The sequence below is a fragment of the Nocardioides sp. S-1144 genome (assembly GCF_005954645.2).
Classification (GTDB): Bacteria; Actinomycetota; Actinomycetes; order Propionibacteriales; family Nocardioidaceae; genus Nocardioides; species Nocardioides dongxiaopingii.
Window position 1 is genome coordinate 2,615,814 of sequence record NZ_CP040695.2, and the last position, 26,024, is coordinate 2,641,837.

At 66.1% G+C, this 26,024-nt stretch carries 20 protein-coding genes; 10 read left to right on the top strand and 10 right to left on the bottom strand.

Annotated features, from left to right (window positions below; genetic code table 11):
- Window positions 1-198: 198 nt before the first annotated feature.
- On the bottom strand, window positions 199-792 hold the full coding sequence (locus FE634_RS12225) for a hypothetical protein (protein ID WP_148240638.1): 594 nt from the start codon (window positions 790-792) through the stop codon (window positions 199-201).
- Window positions 793-1,478: 686 nt separating this feature from the next.
- Here FE634_RS12225 and FE634_RS12230 point away from each other — a divergent pair.
- Window positions 1,479-2,057, top strand: a complete 579-nt coding sequence (locus FE634_RS12230; protein WP_187366690.1) for a PhoH family protein — start codon at window positions 1,479-1,481, stop codon at window positions 2,055-2,057.
- Here FE634_RS12230 and FE634_RS12235 read toward each other — a convergent pair.
- A complete protein-coding gene (locus FE634_RS12235) occupies window positions 2,052-2,456 on the bottom strand; it encodes a hypothetical protein (RefSeq protein WP_138876031.1) in 405 nt (134 codons plus the stop codon). The two genes, FE634_RS12230 and FE634_RS12235, sit on opposite strands and share 6 nt — an antisense overlap.
- Here FE634_RS12235 and FE634_RS12240 point away from each other — a divergent pair.
- On the top strand, window positions 2,449-2,766 hold the full coding sequence (locus FE634_RS12240; protein WP_138876032.1) for an ATP-binding domain-containing protein: 318 nt from the start codon (window positions 2,449-2,451) through the stop codon (window positions 2,764-2,766). The two genes, FE634_RS12235 and FE634_RS12240, sit on opposite strands and share 8 nt — an antisense overlap.
- A gap of 253 nt (window positions 2,767-3,019) precedes the next feature.
- Here the strand turns inward: FE634_RS12240 and FE634_RS21075 are convergent, their stop codons facing one another.
- The gene (locus FE634_RS21075) at window positions 3,020-3,184 is read right to left on the bottom strand and encodes a hypothetical protein (protein ID WP_187366691.1); all 165 of its coding nucleotides are present in this window, start codon (window positions 3,182-3,184) and stop codon (window positions 3,020-3,022) included.
- Window positions 3,185-3,554: 370 nt separating this feature from the next.
- Window positions 3,555-3,977 (bottom strand): very short patch repair endonuclease, encoded by a 423-nt coding sequence (locus FE634_RS12245; protein WP_138877148.1) that lies wholly within the window; start codon window positions 3,975-3,977, stop codon window positions 3,555-3,557.
- Window positions 3,978-4,483: 506 nt separating this feature from the next.
- Here FE634_RS12245 and FE634_RS12250 point away from each other — a divergent pair.
- The 5 genes from FE634_RS12250 to FE634_RS21080 all read left to right on the top strand — a co-directional run bounded on the left by FE634_RS12250 (window position 4,484) and on the right by FE634_RS21080 (window position 11,610).
- Window positions 4,484-4,951, top strand: a complete 468-nt coding sequence (locus FE634_RS12250) for a hypothetical protein (RefSeq protein ID WP_138876033.1) — start codon at window positions 4,484-4,486, stop codon at window positions 4,949-4,951.
- A gap of 1,144 nt (window positions 4,952-6,095) precedes the next feature.
- Window positions 6,096-7,670 carry an ATP-binding protein gene (locus tag FE634_RS12255; protein ID WP_187366692.1) on the top strand — a complete coding sequence of 525 codons (1,575 nt, stop codon included), beginning with the start codon at window positions 6,096-6,098 and terminating at the stop codon, window positions 7,668-7,670.
- The gene (locus tag FE634_RS12260) at window positions 7,671-10,055 is read left to right on the top strand and encodes a Z1 domain-containing protein (RefSeq protein ID WP_138876035.1); all 2,385 of its coding nucleotides are present in this window, start codon (window positions 7,671-7,673) and stop codon (window positions 10,053-10,055) included. It abuts the gene before it with no gap.
- Window positions 10,056-10,063: 8 nt separating this feature from the next.
- Window positions 10,064-11,014 (top strand): PD-(D/E)XK motif protein, encoded by a 951-nt coding sequence (locus tag FE634_RS12265; RefSeq protein ID WP_187366693.1) that lies wholly within the window; start codon window positions 10,064-10,066, stop codon window positions 11,012-11,014.
- Between the two features lie 440 nt (window positions 11,015-11,454).
- Window positions 11,455-11,610 (top strand): hypothetical protein, encoded by a 156-nt coding sequence (locus tag FE634_RS21080; RefSeq protein WP_187366694.1) that lies wholly within the window; start codon window positions 11,455-11,457, stop codon window positions 11,608-11,610.
- 676 nt (window positions 11,611-12,286) lie between these two features.
- Here the strand turns inward: FE634_RS21080 and FE634_RS12270 are convergent.
- Together FE634_RS12270 and FE634_RS12275 are read right to left on the bottom strand one after the other, a co-directional pair.
- Window positions 12,287-13,702 (bottom strand): DNA cytosine methyltransferase, encoded by a 1,416-nt coding sequence (locus tag FE634_RS12270; protein WP_138876037.1) that lies wholly within the window; start codon window positions 13,700-13,702, stop codon window positions 12,287-12,289.
- A 319-nt stretch (window positions 13,703-14,021) separates the two neighbouring features.
- Window positions 14,022-15,989: a DNA/RNA helicase domain-containing protein gene (locus tag FE634_RS12275; protein ID WP_148240639.1), complete on the bottom strand. Its 1,968-nt coding sequence runs from the start codon at window positions 15,987-15,989 to the stop codon at window positions 14,022-14,024.
- 770 nt (window positions 15,990-16,759) lie between these two features.
- Here FE634_RS12275 and FE634_RS12280 point away from each other — a divergent pair.
- The 3 genes from FE634_RS12280 to FE634_RS21640 all read left to right on the top strand — a co-directional run bounded on the left by FE634_RS12280 (window position 16,760) and on the right by FE634_RS21640 (window position 20,171).
- Window positions 16,760-18,064, top strand: a complete 1,305-nt coding sequence (locus tag FE634_RS12280; protein ID WP_138876040.1) for a DUF262 domain-containing protein — start codon at window positions 16,760-16,762, stop codon at window positions 18,062-18,064.
- Window positions 18,065-19,981, top strand: a complete 1,917-nt coding sequence (locus tag FE634_RS12285; RefSeq protein ID WP_138876041.1) for a DUF262 domain-containing protein — start codon at window positions 18,065-18,067, stop codon at window positions 19,979-19,981.
- A 64-nt stretch (window positions 19,982-20,045) separates the two neighbouring features.
- A complete protein-coding gene (locus FE634_RS21640; protein WP_262347401.1) occupies window positions 20,046-20,171 on the top strand; it encodes a hypothetical protein in 126 nt (41 codons plus the stop codon).
- Between the two features lie 174 nt (window positions 20,172-20,345).
- On the opposite strand, the gene FE634_RS21870 is transcribed toward FE634_RS21640, so the two are convergent.
- The 4 genes from FE634_RS21870 to FE634_RS12315 form a co-directional block, all read right to left on the bottom strand.
- Entirely contained in the window at window positions 20,346-21,197 is an 852-nt protein-coding gene (locus FE634_RS21870; protein ID WP_138876043.1) for a DUF4011 domain-containing protein, read from the bottom strand.
- Window positions 21,194-21,424, bottom strand: a complete 231-nt coding sequence (locus tag FE634_RS12300) for a hypothetical protein (RefSeq protein ID WP_138876044.1) — start codon at window positions 21,422-21,424, stop codon at window positions 21,194-21,196. The genes FE634_RS21870 and FE634_RS12300 overlap by 4 nt, the downstream gene beginning before the upstream one ends.
- Window positions 21,425-21,774: 350 nt before the next feature.
- Window positions 21,775-22,842: a hypothetical protein gene (locus tag FE634_RS12305; RefSeq protein WP_138876045.1), complete on the bottom strand. Its 1,068-nt coding sequence runs from the start codon at window positions 22,840-22,842 to the stop codon at window positions 21,775-21,777.
- A gap of 399 nt (window positions 22,843-23,241) precedes the next feature.
- On the bottom strand, window positions 23,242-25,695 hold the full coding sequence (locus tag FE634_RS12315) for an AAA family ATPase (protein WP_187366696.1): 2,454 nt from the start codon (window positions 25,693-25,695) through the stop codon (window positions 23,242-23,244).
- Window positions 25,696-26,024 lie beyond the last annotated feature (329 nt).

Genomic DNA, 26,024 nt, shown 5'->3' on the forward strand with positions numbered 1-26,024 from the left:
TCGTCACCGAGCACGTCGATGACGATCGCGCGTGATTCCTCGCCCAAGAGTTCGACGAGGCGCTTTCCATCCTGTCCTCGAAGGCGCAGCCACTCGAGCAGGTGGTCGGCGAGCGTCTCCAGCCAGGCTCGACGCTCCCGCAGCCGACTGGCCTCGTTGAGGTCGTCCGTTGGTCCGTCGTTCCGGTCGCTCGCTGTGTCAGGTTGCGCGGTCGGTGTCGCGGCCGCGGGCATGCGGGACTCCCGCGACGAAGTCCTCGATCAGCAGGCGCTCGCGGTGTCGGATGATGCCTTGGCTGCGTGCCCAGCCCTGGTAGACGTAGGGCGGGTAGCTGCGAGCGCTGGGGCGTCCGTAGTGCGCGCCCTCGGTGGTGAGCCATTCGTTCCAGATCTGCCACATCTGCGGAACGTGGCTGCTGTAGCCCGGCGGCTCCTTGGCGTCGGGCTCCAGACCCAGGAGGTCGTTGAGTCGGCGGTAGACGCCGTGGGAGCTGCCCAGTGGCTCCTCGGTGACTGCCAGGACCGTCATCGCCAGCGCCGGCAGGAACGGGCACGGACCGACCCAACCGGATCGGCGCCATTGCTCAGCGGCGCGTGCCTGCCGCGCGAACGGCTCGACCGTCTGCTCTGCCCGGAAGGCACCGCAGAGGTCGTCGAGGGCCAGATCGGGATCCGCCAGACCGCTGACCACAGCAAGATCGGCGCGATCCACGTACAGGTACAGCAGCCGTCCAGGACCCCCGCGCGTGGCAAGACTGTCGTGTAGCGCCGCTGCCCACTGCTCCAGATCCACCTACGCTCCTCACTGGCTTGCTTGGTCTCCCGCTTGTGGCGGGCCTTGCTTGGTCTGGGGATGTGCGCGAAGGCGCGCGTAATTGGTCGCCCCGGGCTGTTTACGGCTGGTTGACGCGCGGCGACCGACCCAAGTCAGCCCGACGCTCCAACCCGCCGCGCCAGGCGAAATCACCTGGCCCGGTACGCCTCGTCGACCGGCTCTGGCTAGCCCTCGAGGTTGATACCGGGAGATTACTTCGACCCACCGACAGTGTTCGGAGTTTGGTAAAGAAGTCGGGTTCTTCGTGACGGGCTCAGGCTATGGCTCTGTTAATCCTCCTGACCCGGTGTTCGGCGAGGGCCGCAACGGTGAGCGTGCCGTGTGGGAGGCGCTGGCATCACAGCTCCCGGACGAGGCTGCGCTGTTCTACTCCCAGCTGATCGTCGAGGACGGCCGCGAGTTTGAGATCGACCTGCTCGTGGCGTGGCCCGGGGGTCGGGATCGCTGCGATCGAGGTCAAGGGCAGGCACGTCGAGCGTGACTCCAATGCGCGGTGGTGGAGCTCGCGCGGGTCGCAGCGCCGTCCGATCGGGCACCCGCTGGTGCAGGCGTCAGATGCCAGGCACGCCCTGCAGCGCCTTCTCAAGGCCGGTCGCGGTGCGGCTGGCTGTTCTCGGATCCAGCACCTGATCGCGATGCCGCACATGCGGGTGCCCGCCACCGCCAGCCCACCCGACTGCCCACGCGACCTGGTCATCGACGCAGACGGGCTTCAGCACGCAGCCGAGGTGATCCGCTCAGCCGTCGAGGGTGGCGACGGGTACGAGCCAGCCTCGAGCGATGCTGTCGAGGACCTGATCGCGACCCTTACCGCTCAGGTCGGCGGCAGCGACGAGCCCCATACGATCGCTGATGAGCACGAGCAGCGCGTCGAGCAGCTCATTCGTGACCAGTCCGGCGTGCTGCAGAGCCTGAGGCACTACTCGCGTCTCGCGGTCATCGGTGGCGCGGGCACCGGGAAGACGTGGCTGGCGCTGGAGCAGGCACGACGCCTGTCGGCCGAGGGCCAGCGTGTCGCGCTGGTCTGCTATTCACGCGGCCTGGGGCGCTTCCTGCAACGCACGACAGCAGACTGGCGTCATCGGCCGGCCTACGTCGGGCTGTTCCACGACTTCGCGCTGTCGTGGGGAGCGCCCGGCCCAACAGGGGCCCGAGTCCGACTCCTACGAGCACGAGCTCCCCACCGCACTGGGCGGCCTGGCCGCAGCGACGCCGGCTCATAGCGGTTCGAGGCCATCGTCGTCGGCGAGGCCCAGGACTTCGGCGACAGGTGGTGGGACTCGCTGCTGCTGTGCCTGCGTGACCCCTCCCAGGGACGCATCTACGTGTTCATGGACGAGGACCAGCGGGTCTTCAGCCGTCGGGCCACTCCCCCGATCGACATCCCCCCGTTCGAGTTGCGTCAGAGCATCCGCAACACCAAGCGGATCGCGCAGGTCTTCGGCAGCCTGGCCTCCAGCCAGATGCAGTACGGCGGGCTCGAGGGCCCGCCGGTCTGGTTTGCCGAGTGCGCCGAGGACGACGCCTGCGCGGTAGCCGACGAGGTCGTCGACACGCTGCTGGACCAGTGGCCGGCCGGCAAGATCGCTCTGCTGACCACCAAGCACCGCCACAATGTCCACACCTCCGCAGTCGAGCAGCGGCTGGCAGGCCTACCGAGACGACTTCTTCGACGACGACTACGTCTTCTACGGCCACGTATTGGGCTTCAAGGGCCTCGAGCGCCCTGTTGTCGTTCTGGCGGCAAACGGGTTTAAGGACAACGACAGAGCCCGCGAGATGCTCTACGTCGGACTGTCGCGGGCGCGCACCCAACTCGTAGTGTGCGGCAGCCTGGAGTCGATCGCCCGCGTGGGCAGTGAAGGCGTGCGCCGCCGGCTCCAGGCAGCCCAGCCGTGGCAGACCAGAACCGCTCGGCTCGGTCCGACCTGAGATCGCTCGGCTCGGTCAGCCTTGCTCGCTGCATCCCTGTTCGCTGCATCCCTTTTCGCTGCTCACTGCTCGCTGCATCCCAGCTCGACCATCGACGCCAGAACAGTTAGCGGGCGGTGGTCGTCCGGAACGGGACGGCTGTCACTGTCAGTACAGACGCGGCGATGGAGCCCGCCGCCGCGGTGATCTCGAAGGCAGGGGGCTCCGGGCGTCTGTCCGACTCATGGGCGGCCTCAGCGAGTGCGCCTAGCACTTAGCTCGACAGATAGAACGCCGCGCTCGAGTCGATCGTCACCGTGTCCTCGGTGGTCTCGAGCGCCTCAAGGAGCTCACGCAGGTCGGCCTTCTCGATGTCGCCCGAGACGACGAAGGCCCCTGTCGTGTCATCGCGAGTAGCCGAGAACGGGACATGCTTCACCGGCGGCCCCCTCGTCGACGCCTCAGCACATGACGTGCGCCCCAACGCCGGTCACCGCGACGACGACCCATAGCGATGCAGACATGACGAACCCCCGAACCTGCGCGGCCAGTTGCCTCGCTCCGTGGCATGCCCGCACACCCGCGCGATGCGCCCCCGTAGGTGCGACCCCACCGGCGAGGGCAACGCTCGATATCGACCCGCAACACCAGCACGACCGACACGGCTGATGACACAGCCGCTGACGACTGCTGGTGCGCACGTGGCTGCGACCCACTTGCGCCGACCTTCCTGCTTCGACGCCCGGTCGGCATTTCCTCCGGCATGTGTCCCGGCGCCTTCCACCTCCTGAGAGCCGCCGGGGAGCACCTCATCGCTCAGGTCGCTCAGGTCGCTCAGGTCGCTCAGCTGGCAGGGCACCGTTGTCGCCGCGTACTGCCTGTACGACCTCTGCCGAAGCCGCTCGAGGGTCATCATGCTCCCAGAACCTCAGCACCCTCCAGCCCGCCTCACCCAGGACTGCGTCGGTGTCTCGATCACGCGCGACGTTCCTGCCGATCTTCGAGGACCAGTAGTCGGAGTTCGTCCTGGGCTGGGTGCCGTGCTCTGGGCAGCCGTGCCAGAAGCAGCCGTCCACGAACACGGCCACCTTGGCTGACCGAAAGACCAGATCAGCCCGCCGGTTGAAGTCGGCCACAGGACGAGCATCAACGCGGTAGCGAAGACCCGCAGCAAAGACGACCTTCCTGATCGCAAGCTCAGGTCGAGTGCCGCTACGACGATTGCCGAGCATCGTGCGGCGGGCAGCAGGCGAGGAGGCCCAGGACTGGTATCCCTTGCTCACTTGCTCCCCTTTCACCCCTCTGTTCCGCCTCACGGGCCCAGTCGCTGGACCACCTCCGTCGATCCGCAAGGCGACGGCGCGAGTGAGGTCCGATGTGACTGGTCACCGGTCGCGTCCTCACCGGCCGTCGGCTGCGCTTGCTGACCTAGACGCTATAGCCGCATGCGCGGCGCGCGGCACACTCAGACGGTGGACTCGCCAAGTCGAGGCATCCGCTCCTCGCAGCCACGACGGCAGGCAGCACCGCGCTCGACCCTGAGCCACCCGAGGCTCGACCGAGGACAGCAGAGATGACGCCTCGGCTTCCTCGTCGTCCGCGTCAGAAGAGCGCGTGCCAGGCGACCGGGAGAAGCACTCGGCGAGGCGACCGGGCAGGCGGTGGCGCGATCCTTCGCGATGCCCGCCTGCAGGCATTCTTGGCCCCACCTGCAAGGCGCGCGTCTAAGCAGCGCAACGTGGACCCGAGCGCGACCGCCGAGAGGACCGGCTCACTCGAGCCGCTGGTCGTCCAGACGGCTCAGCTGTTCTCCCAGGCCGTCACCGAGCGCACGCGCCTGGGCTACGCCCGACGGCGGCGCCTCTTCGATGCCTGGTGCGACGCCCACGACCCGCCGTCGCTGCCCTCGCAGCCCGAGACCGTAATGCTCGACCTGGCCGACAAAATAGGCGAGTCCGGTGCCGCCCTCGGCACCCTGCGCGGATGGATGGCTATTGTCAATCGAGTGCACCTGGAGGCCGGCCTGATCCCACCGGGCAAGGACCCGGCGATGACCACCTTCCTTAGGGGCCTGAGCCGCGCCCATCCACCGAGTCAGCGCCACGAGCCGATGGCAGCCCTGAGAATGGACGACCCGAGATACGTCCTGCGCGACGTCGACACCGACCCGACCACCTCGCGCCGTGCCCGGGACCGCGCGATCTGACTATGAGCTCTATCGGACTCAGCGACGGCGCGATCTCACGACTGCAGTGGTCTCAGGTGCACGTCGAGGCCGACTCCGTCCGCCTCACGACCCCCTCTCCCGGCGCCCCAGCAGCACGCACGATCCTCGACACTAGCGACCTAGCCGCAGTCGCGGACCACTGACAGCATGGCGAACGCACTCGACCGCCGATGCCGGCAAGTGGTCACGACTGTTGCCACTGGCCGCTCCCCACGCGAGCAGACACCGCTGACCACAAGTCGGTCTTCCGAGTCCGCAAGTCACGATGCACCGCACTGGCCCCGCCTGGCGAGAGGATCACCGCGGTCCGTGCAGCCGACCTCCTTCGCGCCCTTGTAGCACTACACTGCGAGACCGCGCGTTGCCAATCCTCGGGTTCGCCGGAGCATTCAGGCGCGTGGAGCTGCAGTGGCGTGACCTCAGATGGACCGAGGACGGGATCGTGGTCACGCTTCGCCGGTCCAAGACCGACCAGAGCAGACGAGGTCAACAGGTAGGCATTCCCAAAGGAAGCAACACCCTGACCTGCCCGGTTCGAGCACTCACCGAGTGGCGCGAGCGCTACGCGAGCCAGGTTGGCGCATGCATGGCCTCAACAAGACCCTCTGCGGCAACGGGGGCAATCGATCCTGAGCATCGCCAGGGCCTCCCTCCGATCCAGCAGTCGCCTCCAACACGGTCCGCCAAGACACCAAAGGGCAGCGACCGGGCAGGCGATCAGGACGGCGCCACGTCTCGCACGCGCCAGTCACCAGCGCCCCGCTCTTCGCACCCAATGCGCGTGCCCGGTCGCGCCACGTTCGTCAGCGCAGAACCGGACCTAATCTCGACGTAGCCCGATGTGCGCCTGCCGCGGTCCCGATACCGAGTCGGCGACGAAACGGAGCATGCCACCTCATGGAACGCGTCCCCTTACCGTGCGCAACAGGTCGAGGGCCTAAAGCCTGATCGTCGACCGTCTAAGGGTGCTCGCGCACGCCCAACCGCCTGAGGGCAGGCCGGTGCAGCGCGCAAGCACCGTCGTCTCTGACCGACATATCCCATGACGACTGTGTATGGTCGCGAGACCGGTTCGAGAAAGGGGGCGGCGATGCCATCGGGGAGTCGCAACGACGAGGGCTTCGTGGTCGACATCCGTCCAGACGCGGCTGCCCTGCGGATGTTCCGCAGTCTTTCATTTACGCCTTGGTACGCCCTGGGAGAGTTCGTTGATAACTCGATCTCCAGTTACTTCCAGAACCTCAATCGTCTTTCCGACGCCTATGGCTCCAAATACGTCTGCGACGTCCGTATCTCGTTCGATGATCGCGTCGGACGACTGGTGGTTGAGGACAACGCCGCCGGTATCGCTCGCGAGGACCTACCCCGAGCGCTTCGCACTGGAGAGCCACCCAAAGACACCTCGGTTGGCCTGAACCTTCATGGCGTGGGCATGAAAGCAGCCGCATTCTGGTGGGGACGCCACCTCACGATCGAGACCTGGCCACTCGGCGAACCGCGGGGCTGGAAAGTGGAGATCGACCTCGGCGAGTCCGGCACTCAACCTCAAGCCAACGCGACTGTTCGCTCAATCCAAGGCAGAAAGCACTCGGGTACTCGGATCACCGTAGAGGGGCTCTGGCAGAACGCGCCCGTCGCCGGCAAGACCCGTGCCACCGTCGCTGCCTACCTACCATCCATCTACCGAAAGTTCCTCTCCGTTGGCGAGGTGGCCGACATCGGCGACGGAACCGCACACCCCGTTCGACTCTTCCTAGACGGAACCCAGCTCTCGTTCGCGCCACCGACCCTGTTGAGCGAGCCGTTCTGGCCGTCTCCAGACGGACCGGAAAAAGGCGCTCGCAAGCGAAAATGGCGAAAGAAGGTCAGAGCCAAACTCAGCACCGGAAAGGTGATCGAGGGCTGGGTGGGCATTCTCGAGACGATGAGCCGCGAACTGAGCGGGTTCACGCTGCACTACCGAGGAAAGGGCATCGGCGGTGTTACTCCACTCGATGGGATACACGACTCAAACTCAGGCTTCCGTCCTCGGGAGATCTTCGGCCAGTCCGGCGGGTATCGCTCGCAAAGCTACATTGGCGAGTTCGATGTAACGGCCCTTGGCAAGTCGATCACGACCGACTCAACGCTTTGGACTCCTGAGGAGGAGGCCGAGTTCGTCGATCACGTGCTCGCCCAGATGAAGGACCCGAAGCTCGACCTGTGGTCCATGGCGGTCAACTTCAAACGCAGGAAGCGAAGCCAGGTCGACAAGAAGCGACTCTCGACAGCGTCGACCACAGCGGCGAAAGACCTCAAGAAGGCAGCCGACGGCAAGATCAGCCACAACCCGCCCGACAACGATGCCTCTGACCTCGGCGAGGACTCCCCGGCGTACCGGTTCACCATCACCGACCGAGAGATTCATACACACTCGTTCGCTCTGCGGTTCTCCACGAACCGCACCAGACCGTTCCTGACGGTGACCGACGACAAGCACTGTCGAGCGCACGAGATCGTCGTCAACGAGGCCCACCCTCTATTTGATGACCTGCCACCGATCGATGTGGCGATGCGAACCCTGCTCACACGCGTCGCGCTCTCGCTGGGCGCAGCCGAGGTGTTCGTCGAGAGTGCTGAACGGAACCTCATACGACAGAAGATGAACCAGATCCTGCAGTTGGTGCACCCTGAGCCCGACGACCTCCCGGAGGAGTAGATGAGCGTCTTTCGCGAAGCCACGCCTGGGGCATCAGCCCTCAAGGAGTACCTCAACGCCAAGAGACGAGAGTTCGTTGGCGCAGTCGGCGAGGACGTTGGCTCGGGCGACGCCATACGGCTCAGCGAGGACCTTGAGCGCCTCAGTGGCCGCGCCGAGGAACAGCTGCTGGAACGCGACATGGCAGGGGTCTGTTACCTGGTCATGGGAAAGGTCCAGTCAGGAAAGACTGGCAGCCAGCTCGGCATGCTCTCTTGGGCCGCGGACCGGTGCGATGTCGCCGTCATCTTCACAGGCGTCACCGAGGCACTCAATGGCCAGACGACCGACCGCATCAACAGTGACCTGAGTGGTCTGCCCTCCAGCCCAGTCATCGCAATGCCCGTGCCAACGCGAGCGCAAGCTGAGAAGAATGAGGCCTTCCTGGAAAGCGTGGTGCGGCGGACCCAGCAGCGTCGCGATTGGCGCGAGGGTGAGGGACTGTGGCCCGAACGCCTACCGATCCTGGTTTCGATGAAGACCAAGCCCCGAGTCGACGCGCTGAAATGGCTCTTCGGCAAGGTCGCCGAAGAGCTCGGCGAGGGCGTCACCGCTCTCATCATCGACGACGAGGCGGACCAGGCATCGCCGAACGCTGCGACCAGGAGGAACGAGGAGGCAGCAACCTACGCCGAGCTCAAAGCACTTCGCGATGCCGCGAAGCACCACGTCTGGCTTTCATACACCGCGACCCCACAGGCCATCTTCCTCACCGAGCTCGACGGCGCCCTGAGGCCCGACTACTGCGCAGTCACCCGACCAGGAACTGAATACTTCGGCGTCGCTGATCTCGTCGACCCGGCGCAACGCCATGGCCGTGTCACAGTCGCAGACTGGCCCACAGCGAACAGGTCAGCTGACCACCCACCGGCCAGCATGCGACGCGCCGTCGCTGACGTGCTCTGCGCGGGCTGGCTTCGCGCACACCACCCCGATGCGTTCTACCGACGTGGCGACAAGGCAGCCCACGCCGGCATGCGGTCGGTCCAGATGCTCGTGCACACAAGCTCGAAGACTCAGGACCACGTCATCGACTACGGCAGCGTGCAGACGATACTTGCCGATCTACGCCAGGATCTCGAAGACGCGATCCGCGCGAACGACGCTTCGATGGCACCGACTCAACTCGCCCAGGCCTGGTCAGCGATCATCAGCCGAGCCAACACAGCAACCGGCTCAACAGTCGACCTTCCCGACGACCTCGGCATCGAGCACCTCTACCAGATCGGCAAGCTCATCGGGCAAGTCGAGGTTCGAGTCGTGAACTCCAGCAATACTCGCCCGACTGCCGAGGCCGGCGCCTTGCCTATCAAAAGCGCGGCCTGGGAGGCCCACCCCGTCTGGATCGTCATCGGCGGCGACATCCTCGGCCGCGGACTCACGTTCCCACAGCTCACCACGACCTACTTCACCCGCATCGCACAGACGTCCAACGAGGACACGGTCTCGCAGCAGATGCGCTTCTGCGGCTACCGCTCTACCTACGCGCACGTCGTGACGGTTCACGCGCTCGCTGACATCCTTGAAATGCTCAGCTACCTGGCTCACGTGGAGCGCGTTCTCATGGCTACAGCGGAAGAGTGGGACGCGCAGGACAAGAACCTACGCATGGAGGAGCCTTCGCTTTGGTACGTGGCCCGACCGACAAACCGAGCGCGGCCAACTCGGCTTGCAGTACGTACGCGCGAGCTCGATGACATCTCACGCCAGCGTCAAGTTCTGGCTGTGCGGCAATTCGTACAACCGCAGGCCTTCCAGCACAACTCCCGAGCGTTCGTCGCCTGGCTCGAGGACGGAAACGTGGCGCGCGATCTCCTTGACGAGTGGCAGTTGGTCGAGTGCGGCGCCGAGGAGGTCGAGCGCCTACTGCGCACGCTGCGCCTCGCTGGGCGTGACGATGCCGAGCGCGATGTCGCGCTCGAGCTCTTGAGCCCGAGGTTGCGTGACCTCGGACTCGCCAACCTCCCCTTCACGGTCATCTTCCGCGGTCTCGACGAGTTGAAGGTCGCAGCCAGTGGCCACAGCCCTGACCTAGCGGCGCTCCCGGTTCGTGCGCTGGCCCAGGCACCGCCTACTCGAGCGTTCGAGATCTGGGAGAACGCGTGGAGCAACAAGTCTGCGCTGCAGCCACACGAGTGGTACGACGAGGCGCGCATCGGCGTCCCACATATCGGTGATGCTCAACGTGCCCCTATCGCCGCACTCGGCTACGACGCCATTACGATGCTCATCGAGCCACTAGCAGTTCATTCGGGAGATGAGTCATCTCGGCTCGGCGGTGGCCTCGCGATGACGATCCAGACACCTGACGGGTTCGCGATCAGAATGATCGGCGTCAAGCAGTGACGGCTTCGTTGTCCTACGAGGACATCGCAACTTCCATCAACGACGACAAGGCACCCGCGAGCCAGGAGGACGTGGCACTTGGAGTGCTCGACAGGCTTGCACGGACCGGAGTCGGCAGAGCCGGATCTGGCGCGTTCGTATTCGTCGGTCCCCAGCAACCGGCGGTGCAAGCGCTCGCCGGTCGCAACTTCGAGTTCAAGCCGGCCACCGACCTCGTCCCGCTAGGCACGTACGGGCGCTTGGAGGACGTGTGCATCCTGCGCCTCACGCCGAGCGAGCACTGGGACGGCCTCCATTCCGCCGTGACTGCGGTGTTCAGCGGCCTAGCTAGCACCGCGCAAGTCGCCCCTCTCGATCTCGGTCCCGCGATCCACGCCCTGCAGGCGCTGTTCGAGTCAGACCTACGTAGCAACGTCACTCGCGAAGTCGAGATCGGCCTCGCCGGAGAGCTCATTGCCATCGCGTACGCCAACGACCGCGCTGCGATGGCGGAGCGGTGGCACTCCGCCATCGACGATGCGTTCGACCTCAGTGCGAACGGCGAGCGACTTGAGATCAAAACGACGACGGCAGCGGAGCGAGTCCACTGGGTGAGCTCCCGGCAGGTGACAGAGGTCCCGGGGGTGTGCGTCTCCTTCCTATCCGTTGTGCTTCCGCTCGTCGCACATGGGACGACGGTGAGCGAGGTCTACCTCACGCTCGCCGACCTGCCGGGCGAGACCGTCGCGCGTATCCGCAGCACGATCCTCGCGACGGCCGGGGCGCCGCCCGAACTGCTGACGGGCGTGCAGTTCGACCTAACCGCGGCCCTAGCTGGGCTACGACACGTCGAGGCCGATGCGTTGCCAGCCCCGCTCCCCGTGCCCGGCGTTCGCGGCATGAGGTGGGAGGCAGAGTTCCCGGACAGCAGTGCCGCTGCGCTCGGATGTCAGTTCGCTGACATCCTTGCTCTCCAGTAGGGCGCGATAGGGACAGGCCGCTCTAGCGTGAGCTCGTGACCGAGCTGGCCCGTGTCCAGCAGATCGACGCAGCATGGGCGTTCGCACGTTCCCGCCTACACGTTGATATCTGCGATGACGTCGCGCACCGTATCGCCGCGGAAGATTGTTCCGACATGGTGGCGGCCAAGCGCATCTGCCTCGCCCACACGATCGTAGGCGACGTCGAAGCTCAGCAGTCCGGGTGGGCTCAGTCGCGGCAGAACCCGAACGATCGCGGGTGCCAACCGCTACTTAGTGGCTCGAGGATCGGACCTAACGACCGATGACCTGCCGACTTGGTCAACGCTGCGGGACGCTGGTGTCGACTGACTCACTCTCACCCGATATGGCCTCCAGAGATGCGAGTCTCTATGCCGCGGGTAGCACCTCGAAAGCGCCTGTGATCTAGCGTTGGCCGGGTGGAGTTGCAGCAGATTGTAGAGCGCTACGCCGAGGCGGCGGAGTACATCGATCTGGAAACCGAGGAAGTCCGGGCGAACCCGCGTACCGGCGAGGTCTACCACACCTCGTTCAAGGCGTTGAGCGAGACAAGGCCGTGGGCGCGATCGACGTGATGTGGGACCTGCCACATCCGGGAGAGCTGCTCACACCGGCGAAGGATCGGATCGGGATCAAGTATCCCGAGGTCAAGCGCGCAAAGTGCGACCATGTCTGCGCCACCGACGACCTCAGCCTCGACCAGGAGGAGTGGAGTCTGGAGGTCAGGAAGATCGAGTTCTTCGGCGACAACGGCAACCGGAACAACTTCGGCGTCGGGACGATGCTTGAAGGACCGCGGGTTGCTTCACGACGCGTCCAGGCTACAGAAGTACGGCTTCACCCAACGCGTCGGCGTGATCGGGTACGCCTTCAACTACGACGCCGAGGCGATCCAGCGGTTGAGAGGCGAGCACCCGGACAAAATGGACCTGGTCGCACATACCGAGAAGGTCCTCCGGCTCAACGGCGGCCGATCTTAGGCCCGCCCACTTGTCGAGTTCACCGATGACATCTCGGGCTTCGGGGACTGACGAAGGGCCCACGAGCAGAGCAGCACTTCGAGGCGTCCCACAGCCCCAGCGGTGGCCTGGGAGTCGTAATAGCTGAGAGGTGCGCCGGCCTGGCTGGAACTCGACTACGACGAGCGGCACCCCTGGTAGCCGCTAGATCGAGTATGCCTGGGCCCCGCGTAGGAACCGGCCGGAACTCTGGCCACCTTGCCAGCACCTACCGACCTGCGCGGATGCCGCATTAAAGGGCTGCGGGAACGTGCTGCTCAAGGATCTGGTCGGGCGAGCGCGGGGCGTCCTGGAGGACAGCCTGGATGATCCGTCTCCCCGGGGCGGTGCGCTTGAGGATGTCCTCGTCGCGGGCGACGTGCTCGCGGAGGATGTGCCACACAACAGCGACGTTGACGCCGTTGCCCATCTGCTTGTAAGTCGCGGCGGGTCGCTGGTCTCCGAAGTCGAAGCTGTTGGGCAGGCCCTGCATGCGCGCGGCCTCGCGCGGGGAGACACGACGTTTCCGTGGCCCGATGATCGAGGTCTGCGTGATGGCTACCAGCGCGGGGAGATAGGTAGGGGCCTTGGCGCGGATGCCCGAGGGGCGCAGGTGCATCACGGTGTCCCAGAGTCGGGGCGTGTCCTGAGCCTGCCATTCAAGTTTGCGGCGCGAGACGGGGAAGGCGTCCGTGTAGATGTCGTGCCTTTTGGACCAGGTGTCGATCCAAGTTCGATGAGCGCCATAGAGGGCGTAGTTTTTGGCGAGGTGCCCGGCCTTCCAGCGGGGCAGCTCGGGGTCAGCGTCCATGAGGTCGCGGTAGGTCGGCTCGCCGTCAAAGGCGCGGACCACCTTGTCGTAGTCAGCCCACGCGTCAGCCCAGATGGGGAAGCCTGGCGGGCGGCGGCCGTGAGCGGCCTCGTACCAGAGCTGGACGAACTCGTCCCAGGCGTCGATCCAGCGGCGCTCGCTGTCCTTGAGGCCGCATCCAGCGATGTCGCTGGTGTCGTCAAGGAGGTCCTCAAGGTTCCATTGAGAGCGGGGCTCCCAACCGTCGATACGCCGGCCGAGCTGGGCGACAGGCTCGACGGGTAGCCCGTCGTCGATTCCGGCAGGATTGTGAGTGGCGGTGATGAAAACCCGCTCGCGGACCTGCGGCCGCCCGCCTCGCTCGGGCGGGAGCAGGTGCGGCGAGAAGACCGCCGGGGTCTCTGAGACACGGTAACCCTCCTCTCGGAGGGTCTCGATGATCACCTGCCACTCGTGGAGGTGGCGAGGACCGGCAAGATTGCGGACGTTCTCCAGGAGCACGATCTTCGGCTTGCGCTGGGTGATGATCTGGGCGAGGTTCCAGAACAGGGTCCCGCGGGTCTCGTCCATGCCCCGCTGGGCGCCGGACTTGGAGAATGGCTGGCAGGGGAACCCGGCGGCGAGGATGTCGTGACTCGGGATGTCCATGACCTCGGCGCTGGCAACCTCGGTTATGTCCGCCAAAGGGCTTCGGCCGCCGCTTCGGCCCCAGTTCCGCTCGTAGACGGCGGCTGCTGCCGGGTCGATCTCGACCGCGTATCGACACTTCCCTCCGTAGGCCTTCAGGGCCGCGTGGAAGCCACCGACACCGGCAAATAGGTCCACGAACGTGAAGGTGGCGGGGCTCGTGGAAGACATACCATCGAACGTAGGTCACCAACTGAGCGACGCGCCGCATTTGCCCGGCGTGTCGTGCATCAAATCGGCAGTAACTCGTGCTATGCATCACCGGCCACTCTGACCACACCCGTCCAACTATACCTGGGCGCGGTCAGCTGCTCCCGGGTTCGATCAATGGGCTGGCGGTGCGGTGCGTCTGACCGTCGCGAGGGCGGACCCGCAAGGGCGCTAGAGGAGCGGACAATCGCGCTCCAGGTCGTTGAGCGGGTGGCTCGGTCGGCGCACACATCGAGCATCACGTGCGGTGGCGCCGCGTGTGGCGTCCGCGTCACCGCAGTCAAGGCAGCTCATCTCGTGTGTCAAGATCCTGGGCGCCGGCCGCACGGAGGGTGGTCCAGATGCCCTGGAAGTCGGCGGGCAGGCGAGTGGCGTCGGACTCCGTGCCAAGGGGCACGTAGATGACGATGCCGGCGCGGGCTCGCGTCAGAAGGACTCGGTAGGCGTTGAGTCGGAATGCACGGCGCTGCTGATCGTTGATGAAGGTCCAGCGAGGTGCGCGCATCTTGCGCGGCGCCCATCCGTCAGACCAGATCAGGTCGTTGCCCCAGCACAGGCCGGCGTAGTCGACCTCAAGGCCCTGGCATCCGAACTCGCTCAGCGGCACCTCGAGCGCGCCGCTGGATCGGTAGTCGTCGGCGGGCTTGAGGAACCAGTGACCGATCCCGTTCAGGTCGCGTGACTGTGGCGTTGGCGGCAGCCCCTCAGCCTGGAGCCTGACTGCGCCTGAGCTTGCGAGCAGTCCCACCGATCTCCCGCCGCGCGCATGACCGTGCAGCCAGCGCTTCGCATCTAGAAGCGATCGAGTCAGCAAGGCAGGCGGAGTGGCCATGTCGTTCGCGATCAAGCGCGCCTGGGTGATGTCGCCGGCGACCAATGCGGCTACCCAGTTCGCGTAGAGCGTGTTGCGGTGATGGCGGACAGGCTCACCCAGGTCGAGGTGTGGCGTCTCGGTCCACCTGCCTGCCGCGACGAGCGGAGTGGGCAACCCCAGTCCGGGGAGGTCTCCGCAGTCCTCCAGCGCTTCGCGTGCAGAGTGCACCTTCCAGTCGACTCCGCCCACCGACTTCGACAGTGCCTCACCCCAGAGCCGCAAGCCGCCCTCGCCGCGGTTGATCTCCTGGCCTGGGCCGACCAGGCAGACAAGGCAGCACCAGTCGAGACGGCTCAGGATCTCCAGGAAAAGCTCGGGCTCGGATGCGGCGCGCTGCATCAGCTCGCTGCCGACCTTGGCGTCCCAGGCCCGCTGTGCCTCGTCGAATACCAGGACGTGCTCAGGGGGCTTTTCACCGGAGATGTGCTCGCGCAAGTAGTCGGTCAGGTTCTGGATGGCCGCTCGCACCGCACGACGCTCAACGCCTTTCGTCGTCTTGTTGCGACGAGCCGCGTCCTCGGTCAGGGACTCGATCAGCACATGAGCAAGCGGCCGATTGCCAGTCAGGAGCGCCGCCGGGGAATCCGGGTCCCGGTCGACGATCGCTAGGTTCAGACCTAGCAGGGTCTTGCCGGCCCCTGGCGAACCAGTGACGAAGCAGACCCTGTGCTCGCGGTTCTCCTTGGCTTGGCGAACGATCGCGGTCAATGTGTTCGCCGCGGCCTCCAGCGCCTCGTCTGCCGCTCCACCACGGCCGATGTCTTTGACCTGGTGGCCGGCATAGAGGTTGCGAGCTGCCTCGATGATGTGAGGCGTCGGACGGTAAGGAGCCGCGAGGAAGTCAGCCAGCATCCGCTCGGGCGCAGGCGGTGGTGAGCCCTGTTCGCCTAGTGCGCGAGCGTTGCCAATGGCGACATCGAGGTCCGAGATGCCGGTCATCGCCAGGCTCGACACCCCCTCGAACACCGCTCCGCCGCCCTCAAGGCATGCGGCTGCAGTGGCACAGAGGATCGGCGCGACGATGCCTTGCTGCGCATAGCGGTGAAAGTCTCGAAGGCTGAGCGCGTAGTCCTCTGCCTGGGCTCTATCCGCGCTGGTGAAACGGTCGGAGCCGACTTTGAACTCGACGATCACGACCACTCCGGGGACGAGGACGACGGCGTCGAGGCGCTTGCGGAGTCGATGCATCTGGAACTCCAAAACCACAGCGGTCGCCCCTGCGTCACCACGAGACAGCGCAGCTTGCAGCGCCTCGATCGAGGTGCGCCAGGCCTGGATCTGCTTGGCGGCGACCTCAGAGTGGACTCGACCTTGGGCTGCTGCGAGCTGGCCAATGACAGAGGCGGGCTCGGTGTTGAGGAACTCCTCAGCCATTGCGGCGTAGAAGGCGTTTCTGTGGCGATCATAATTAGGGGCAGGCTCCACCCGGGAATGATCCCCCCTAACCGACCGCAGTCGTTGCGCAATTCGAGAACACACGACCCGCGGGCTTCAGGTCGTGGCCAGTCGCGATGACCTGGGAGCACTGCCCTACGCCCACCCGTCGGACGGTGACGTCCGCGGCCCGGGCCGCGTAGCGCAAGGAAGTAATGGACTGAGGTCCAGGCTGCGTTCGTCGCCCACTTGCGTGAACGAGGCTGGACATGCTGCCCGACGGCGACCATGCCGATGTACGTGCGCGTCGCGAGACCGAGATGATCGTGGCCGAGGTCAAGGGAAACACGGCCGCGATCGGGACTGACATGACACTGCCTACGGCTAGCTGCTGGGCCGGATGGAGATCGCACCTGGCACGAGCGACGCATTGATCCGACATGCGTTGGTCGTTCCGACGAGCGCGCTGAGCGCCGTGATGTTGCCCCGGGTCAGGCTCCCGACGACTAGATCCCGAGCCGGGGGCGCGGCCCCATATTCGATGGACCAGCTGCGCACGATAGCCGCCGCGCTCTGGTCGCTGTCGACCATGCCACGCGCCGCCGACGCTTAGACCACCTCACCACCACGCGCTTCACATATGCGTCACGCACCGACCGGAGCTCAGACAGGCGTCGATGAGCGACCCCGGCGTCGCGCGTACGGTTAGCGCACCGGGTCAGCGAGCGCTAATAGCATTCAGCTTCCGGCTACATCACCTGGAGTGCGCGATGACGATCAGAGCCAACGGCGTTACTGCCATCCAGGTCGGCGAGCTCATGCAGCAGGCTCTGCGCATCCCTCACTACCAGCGTCCATACAGCTGGGAGCCACCGACTGCGCTTCAGCTGCTAGACGATGTTCGGGAGGCCTTCGGCGCCCAGAAGCACCGGACCGGCTCATACGTCCTGGGTGCCGTCATCCTTCACAGCAACAACGGCGGACTTGATGTCGTCGACGGTCAGCAGCGACTGCTTACCCTGCGAATGATCCTGTCCAATCTCAATCCGGCCACCCACCTACCGCTTCCTACCGATACCGACAGCCCGGTGACCCGAGTGCTCAAAGCGCTCGAGCGCCGCATTAGCTCCTGGTCTGATGACGACCGCAGTGACCTACTCGACTTCATCAGGTACCGGTGCGAGGTCGTACGCATCGTCACCAATGACGTCGACGAGGCCTTTCGTGTCTTTGACTCGCAGAACTACCGCGGGATGCCGCTGGCTCCGCACGACCTGCTGAAGGCGCACCACCTCCGGGAGATGCGCGGAGAAGGCGATGCCGCGATGATTGCTGTGGTCGAAGACTGGGAGTCCGTTCCTGCTGACGAACTCAACCGCCTATTCTCGGTCTATCTGTTTCGAGTCGCACGCTGGGCACAGGGCAACAGTGCTCCAGCATTCTCGGTGCGCGACATCGGCATGTTCAAAGGTCTGTCGCCGACGAGTGCATCGTCACCCAACTCGAAATACCACCTCGCAGCCCAGGCAGCGATTCCAATCCTTCAGTCCTGGCGCCAGGAGTCGTCGCCTGCCAGTCAGAGACAGGCCGGCAGGATCCGGTTCCAGCTCGACGCACCTGTGACCGCCGGACGGCCGTTCTTCGAGATGGTCACGTTCATGCGCGAGGAACTGACGCGTCTTCGTCGTGAGTCCTTCCCGACCCAGCTGGAGCCGTATGCCTCGTCGCACCCCACGACCCTCGACGAATTGCCCGGCAGGAGCAGGTACAGATACGTCGCTGAGCTGTACCTGGCGGCCGTTCTCTACTACACCAACAAGTTCGGGGACGAGGACCTGGACGCTGCTCGCGACCGACTGTTCGCCTGGGCGTACTCCCTTCGGGTCTCGATGCTCCGCGTGCAGTTCCGGTCCATCGACAACCAGGGTCGAGGGGACAGCAGACCGTCTGCCTTCACGCTGATGCGCAACGCGTCGAACGGGCGCGTCGTGTATCAGCTGCCTACTGTGAGCAGCGCGTACTCCGAGGGTCACGAGAGCGGACTCACTGACCTTCTGAAGCAGTTGGGGGCCTGAGTGGGCACGACCGACCTGCACGCCGAACTTCTCACCGTGGCCGATCTCTTCTCGGACGCGAGTGCGACATACACCGTGCCGGTTTACCAGCGGAACTACGCTTGGGGCGCCGAGCAGATCGAGCAGTTGATCAGCGACGTCTGGGACGCTCTCAGCGATCAGGGCCAGCAGGGGTACTTCCTCGGCAACCTCATCGTCACCCGTCGAGGTATCGATCAGGCCGACTACGAGGTCATCGACGGTCAGCAGCGGCTGACCACCCTCTTCCTGCTACTGGCCTTCCTCTCTGGCGACGGAACGTTGCCTCCGACCGGCCACAGCGACCGCCTTCGCTATCAGTCACGCCCTCGCGCTACCGGTGCCCTACGCCGAATCACGACCGCGACGTCGCGCCACGCTGGCTCGACTGCGGAGTCCTCCGCCGACGAGGACTCTGCGATCCACCAGGGATTCAACGTGATCCGCCAGTTCATGGATCAGCACATTCGGGGAGCGGAGCGCGCGCGGTTCGCCGACTTCCTGCGCGAGAAGGTCACCCTGGTTAGGGCAGGGCTACCACGACACACCGACCTCAACCGCTACTTCGAGGTAATGAACACCCGCGGCCAGCAGCTGACGCAGGTGGACATAGTCAAGGCACGTCTCATGAGTCGGCTCGATAATGAAGCGGATCGGTCGTGCTTTGCATGGATCTGGGACGCGTGTGCCGACATGGACACCTATGTGCAGATGTCACTCACCCGCGGCGACACCGCCATGCGCCAGCGGCTGTTCGGGGACAGCTGGTCATGGCTCAAGCAGAGCTCCTTCGCCGAGCTGGCGGAGCTGCACGGTGACGCGGCACCCAGCACCGGGCGCGCACCCGGCAGCACCTCGCTCAGCCTCGAAGATGCGTTGCTGCGATACGCAGCATCCGGGTCCGAGGAGTCGACGGAGGATCAGGACAATGTCCGCTTCCGGTCCACCATTGAGTTCCCGTCCTTCCTGCTTCATGTCCTACAGGTCACGGCTCCCGGTGACTCCGAGGAGGAGCGCCAACTCGACGACAAACGGCTAATTAGCCGCTTTGACGCCGTGATTGCCGCCGCAGGCGCAGACCCTGTACGCCGCTTCGCATTCGACCTCCTCCGCTGCCGTAACCTATTCGACGCGTTCATTGTCAAGCGCCAGTTCACTGCTACCAACGGCGAAGACGGTGACTGGTCCCTGCAGCGGCTGATCAAAAGGCAATCGAAGGGCCGGCCCACCCCGGGCTACGTCAACCTCTTCAGCACCAGCACCCAGGGCGAGGAGGACGGCGAAATTGACCCCGTCACGAGTGACCTCCTGCTGGTTCAGTCGATGCTGCGCGTGACCTATACGTCACCGCGCACCATGCACTGGATCACGACTGTGCTCAAGCGTCTGTCCGGGGCCACCCCGGAGCAGGTCTCGAGCGACCAGCTGGTGACACTGCTTCGTGACTACGCACGAGGCAAGGTCGCAGAAGCATTCTTCGACTCGAACCAGCCGACAGGGTTCGGCATCAGCCGGATCGTGTTCACCTACCTGGACTTCCTGCTCCTTCAGGACGCCCCGCAGTCGAGTTTCCGCTTCACTTACCGAAACTCAATCGAGCACTTCTATCCTCAGCACCCTGACGAGCAGCAGTCAGGAGAGCCCATCGACGACGGACAGCTGCACGTCCTAGGTAACCTGGCGCTCGTGAGCGTCGGCGCCAACTCCAAGTTCAGCAACAGCCTGCCGAAGGCAAAGGCAGAAAACTTTCAGGCGACGATCGAGACTCAAAGTCCCAAGTTGCAGCGGATGGCGTCAGTCACCAGGAGCGAGGCCTGGGGAGCTGAGCAGTTACAGAGGCACCACTCTGAGATGGTCCGCATCCTGACCCGTGACCTCGCACAGCCCACTCCCGGCTGACACGGGCACGCCGGCTAGCCATCCGGTGTGCCCGTCGGTCAGCACGGACGCTGGCCGCAGAGGTGTGGGGCTGGAGCGTCGACAGGACGTCACGGACCACCCCTACCTGACCGGCGCCGTGCGCGACCAGCTCGTCGGTCACTTCAAGCGCCCCACCCTCACCGAGCACCAGGAGCTCGTCGTGCGCTGAGTAGGCGGAGTAGCCGGCACTGTTGGTGGTGTGGAGACGGTCGGTGTAGTGCGCGAGCTCGTAGTGCGCATTGCGCAGCCGCCACCGGGCGTTCTCTATCGCTGGCTCGTCCGCCGAGACGCGGGCGCCGAGCGACGCCTTGAGCTGAGCGCGCACCTCAGCGGCGCTCGACCCTCATGGTGCAGGTTGAGGGTGAACGGCGCGAGGCCGATCGCATCGAGCCGCCGTTGCACGACGGAGAGGACGGTCCCCTTCTCGGCGACGAAGAGCACGCGCATGCCACCGAGGAGGCATTCGGCCACCATCGAGGTGATCATCTGGGACTTGCCGGTGCCGGGCGGGCCCTGGAGCACAATAGTACGCCCCTCGCGCGCCCACACGACCGCGGTTTCTGGGTGTCGTCGGCCGGGATTGCCGTCTCGAGCCGGTCGACCGCCTCGTTGACGGCCGCGGACTCGGCGGACGCGGCGGGATCGTTGAACGGCTCGGTCGGCGTCTCGACCAGGTGTCGCAAGCGCGGCCGCCGCAAGACTGGTTGGCGTGGCGGTGCAGGTCCTGCCACATGCGGAACGATGACAAGTCGAGCAGCGCGAACCGTGCCTCCGAGGTCACGTCGAACGGCAGTCCGCGATCCGCTACGGCGCGTCGCACGTCGGCGAGGATTCCGTCGACGTCGAGCCCCGCACGGTCGGACGCCGGCTCGGCCAGCTCGGGGATTGTCAGCCCGTGCTCACGACGCAGCCACTCGATGAGCGCAGCGTTCGGCGTCGTCTGCGACGCGGTGTCGAGGGTGAGCCCGAACTCGTGCTTGGTGCGGCGTTGGGTCAGCTTGACCGGCACGAGCAGCAGCGGCGCCTTGGCCATCGCCCCGGCCTTGTGTGACCAGCGCAGCAGCCCGACGCACAAGAAGAGCGGGTTCATGCCGCGCTCGTCGTGCGCCTCCTTGGCGCGTCGAGCCATGGAACGCAGCTCGGCGACGAACTTCGCTGGGGACACCGCACCCGGTGAGCTGCGAGTGACACTCATTCGTGAACGTGGACGCGACGCCGGTCTAGGTCGGCAAGCAGGTCGGCGTCATCAAGCTGCATGGCGTTGACGAAGTCACGGGCTCGCTGCACATCGGGGATGTCGAAGCCGCTGGCCAGCGTGATGTCGAGGTCCAGGTCGAGGTTGAGCTTGTCCTCGAGCACGCCGAGCCCAGCAGGCGGCAGGACCAACGGCAGGACGCCCGGACCCGTGCCGAGCTTGAGCAACGCGTTGTTGGCGCCGAGGCTGAAAGTGACGACTTCCAGGTGCGGTCGCGGGGCGGGTGGTCGTCGACGGTCCGGCTCTGCTGCACGGCAGTGAGGTCGGCCGCCGTCATCTCGGCAACCGGCGCAACGACACCGCCGGGGCGGTACTCGACCACCTCGGTCACCCCGTCGGCGCGCTCGTGCACGGCCGGGAGTGAAGAGACTCCGGCACGGCGCGCGGCCTTGACATCGACGAACTGCACGAAGTCCTGGGTCAGCCCGTCGGCGAGTGCCGCACACGCGTGTAGACGGGCGTCAACGGCGGAAACGTCCTTGCCTGCCGTGGCGACGGTGGTCTCGATGATGCCGAGCTACCTGCCATCGACGAGGCGGACTTTGTCGGCGGGATTCCAGACCACCGGGGTGGCCGGGTACAACTCTGGGGTTACCCCGCTGGGATCGGGGTTGCGGCGCCAGTAACCGACGAAGATGTGCCCCGGGACGAACACGAGCACCGCATTGAGTCCGACGTGCTCGATCACCGCTGCCATCAGGACGGTCGTGTCCATGCAGGTGCCAAGCCCACCCCGAGCGACGTCGCCGTGGTCGCGGATGCGCTGTCCGATCGTTGTGTAGTCCCACCCCGGAGGCAACTCGGAGTAAGCAATCCGGCGTGCGACGAACGCGTCGTAAATGGCGGTCACAGACTGCTCGACTGCCTCCTCGGCCTCGGCCGGGTCGGGCAGTTGAAAGGCGGAGAACCTTGGATCACCGCCCTGACGTCCGCGCACCTCGGCCGCTTCGCGCGCGAGCGCCGCCACGTCCGGGTGATTGGGCCGCACGAACGAGGCCAAGAGTGATCGAGCAAGCTCGGTGTTGTCGTAAGCGAGCACCCGTCGCTGGTGCACGACCTCGTCAATGTGCCGGTGAAGGATGGCGGCCGCTGCGTCGTCGGGTGCCGTCTGGACCTGCGCGCGCAGCTCAGTCTCAAGGCGCTCGGCCTGCGCGACCTGCTCGGCACGCCGTGGCTCGCCGGCCCAGAACCACAGGTCGCGTGGCTGCACGTCCACGGCCCGCTCGAGCAGGGCGAGCTCCCGCCCGTCTGAGGTGTCGACGACCACGACGACGCACTCGGCATCGAGACGCTCGTCCACAAGCGCCATCGCCCGCGGTCGGAGCCGAACGTTGACCCGGCCGAAAGTTGTGTCCCCCGCAAGTAGCACCCCCTGGTGCACCACCGTCGATCCGAGCACCTCGTCGCCATAACGGAGCACCACACGCACCTCGGCAGCCGCAACCTCCGCCGACACCGTGACGAAGAGTGACGTCACCTGCGGGATACGCGCCGCGGACGACGCCCACGACCACTGGTCGCTGATCTCTGCGCGCAGCTGAGCAGAGAGCACGGGTCGCTCCAGCGGTACCACCACGTCCGTCATCGTTCCTCCCCTACAAGAGGCAGCTACTTGATCATGCGTCTACCTCGACGGAAACCCGGATCACGCCAGCGAGATCGACCACCCGTGCCACGAGTCCGCGAGCCTCGTGGACCGTCGGCCCAAGCTCGTAGGCGTGCTGGTGACACGCCTGCGAGAGCCGAGCCCAGATGTAGTCGGCTCGGGCAGCGACCTCGGGACGGTCGAGATAGGCGACCTGGAGGCAACTGAGACGTGTGCGCATCGACGCACTCCCCGGGTCGAGGTCACGCTGTACAAGCAGGCCCGCGACCAACAGCTCGAACGACGACCGTGCGATCCAGCAGGCGAACCGCGCACGGTGTGGTGAGGGGCCACGGAGGAGGTCGTCAGCGCGTTCGAGCAGCGCGAGGGCGGGAGCGGTCACTTCGTGCCGTACCGGACGTCGGCGACCATGCGCCGCGTGTCGTAGACCGCGTCGGTCGGGTCGGTCTGCGGACGCAGTCCCTGGTGCAGTGCCGAGGTGGCGCACCCGAGCGCCTGCTTGCGGTAGGGCGCGCGCAGCCACCCGTCGAGGCTGCGGACCTCATCGTAGATCGCGAGGCTCACTCGCTCGCCGGTCTTGCGGTGGCGCGACCAGAGGTCCTCGATCTCGACGAGCTTCTCGCCACGCGCGAGCCGGGTAGCCACGAGTCGGTCGCGCGCAGCCGACTCGACCGCGAGTCGCAGGAGCCCAGGGAGCGTGCGCCGCATGGTGTCGTCGGGCAGTCCGCTGTCGCGCACGAGGCCATAGGCGTCGTCGAGGTAGCGGGCCGCGGGGTCGCCGAGGGTGGCGACCTGCACCGTCGAGTCGGTGCCACGAGAGACCTCGAGCACGTGGGCGCTGACCTGGAGTCGGCGTACGGCGGCGGGCAGCCGATCGTCGTGCGACAACACGATCACCTGGTGGGTGCGGGCCAGGTCGGCGAGCAACTCGACGAGACCCTCGACCTTGGCAGGATCCATCGCCTGGACGGGGTCGTCAAGCACCACGAAACGGAACGGCGAGGCGGACGTGGTGGCCCGTGGCAGGAACAGCGCGAGCGCCAGCGCATGCAGCTCGCCCTGACTCATCACCGGCAGGGCACCAGTGTCGTGCCCGTCGACGGACGCGCGGATCTCGACACGGCGACGGGTAGCGGTGCCTTCGAGCGTGAGCTCGCCGAGCTCGACGTTGCTCTCCTGGCGCAGCTTGGCCCAGGCCGCGCGGGCCTCGGCCGCGATGGGCTTGATGCGCTCGTTCTTGGCGACGGTGTCAGTGGCCTTGAGCCACGACTCCGCGGCGGTGAGCCGGGCGCGCGCGTCAGCGCCGGTCCGCCAGCCGGCGAAGTCGACGCTCCAGGCTGCGGCCTGGGCGGCCAGTGGCGACCACGCGTCGTCGAGCTCGCGGAGCGCAGTGGTTGCCTCGGCGCGAAGGATCTCGGTGACAGCTTCGAGGTCGGTGAGACCGGTGGTGAGCCGGTCGGCGAGATCGAGGTCGCCGGCGGGCACGTCGGACACCCAGGCGTCCCAAGCCGTCCGCGTGGCGGCGACGACGTCGTCGAGTCGGTCGAGCGGCGCCCCGTCGAGCGCACGAGGGCGCGGCGCCAGCAATCGCCGCACGACGTCGCGGGCGGCGCGGAGATCGGCGGTCGCCCGGAGAAGATCGGCGTGCTCCTCGTCAGCGCGGGCGAGATGGCCGCGCGCGGTGGCTGCCCAGGTGTCATCGAGGTTGCCGGTGTCGCAGACCGGGCACGACATGTCGCCGTGGGCCTCGTGGACCGTCAGGGCCCGACGGCGCACGTCGAGCCGGTCCCGGGTGCGCTGCGAGACCGTCTCGCCAGCACTGGCCAGGGCTTCGACGGCGCTGCGCAGGGTGGCGGCTGCCCGGAGCACGATCGCCTCGTCGGGCGGCCGTAGGTGGGTGAGCGTCTGAAGCGCCGCCACCGGTCCGTCAGCGACGGGCTCGATCCCGGTGACCAACCCGGTGACGGCCTCGACGTCAGGGCCGCCCCGTTTGGCCAACAGCCCGACGAGACGGTCGGCTCGCTCGTCGGCGACGTTCTTGGCTCGCACGACGAGATCCTTGCGACGACGGTCGAGATCTGTTCCGGGCGCCTTCGCCGTCTTGAGGCGCACCTGGAGGCGCTTGAGAGCGTCGGCGAGCTGCTCGACGCCGAGCACGGTAGCGAGCGCGTCGTAGAGCTGGCTCGGCCCCGACTCGAGCAGACCGCCGAGCTCGTCGTACGACAGGATCGGTCGGTAGGTCTCCAGTGCGGCGTGCCAGCCGAGCGGGTCGTCGCCGGCCACACGCTTGGACCCCTTGGTCTGTGCCCAGGTGGTGCGCGCGTCGACGTCGTCGACACCGTCTTCCCACGTGGTGCACAGCGTGACGGGCTCGCGACCCTCGCTAGCGACCTCGAGCACAACCGAAGCTGGGTCGGGAGTGTGCAGGTTGCGCCATTGCTCGCGCCACATCGCCGGCTTGTTCTTCCACCGGTAGGTCCCTCCGGTGAGCAGCAGCTCGAGCGCCTCGGCCAGGCTCGACTTGCCTGATCCGTTGCGCCCCGCGATCACCGTGAGGCCCGGAGCGGCGGTGAGCGGCACGATCACCTCGGCACCGATGCCGCGGAAACCCTGCACGCGCAGCGAGCTCAGGTAGGCCCCGACCGGCGCCGGAGCACTCGCGCCGCCGCTGGTCAACAACTCCTTGACTGACTCGGGCTCGGTGGCCTCCTCGAGGTAAGCGTCCAGCGCGGTGTCGCTCTCGAGCGCAGCGAGGACTACAAGCCCGACCTCGTCGTCAAGGTCGGAGGCATCGAGGCGGTCGGCGACCCACAGGGTCAGATCTGTCGTCACCCGCGCACCGTATGTCAAGGGTCCGACATCAGATGGCCGAACTGCAAACGAAGTCGGCGACGCTGACGGGGCAAGTACGCCCATCCACTCGGGCACCACCACTTCGCCGAACAGTCAGTCCCGAGGACGTATCCGAATCCGTTATCAGCGACCGAGCTCTGACACCGATGCAGGTGCAGGTCTTCCGAAGGTCCATTGAGCGATGCGATTCCATCGATGGGGGCATAACCTCCCGGGAATGCCGGACAGGCTCCACGATGCTCTCATCAAGTGTCCGGACGACCTCGTTCCGTACCTTGCCTTGGTGACCTCGACGAGGTCACCGGCTA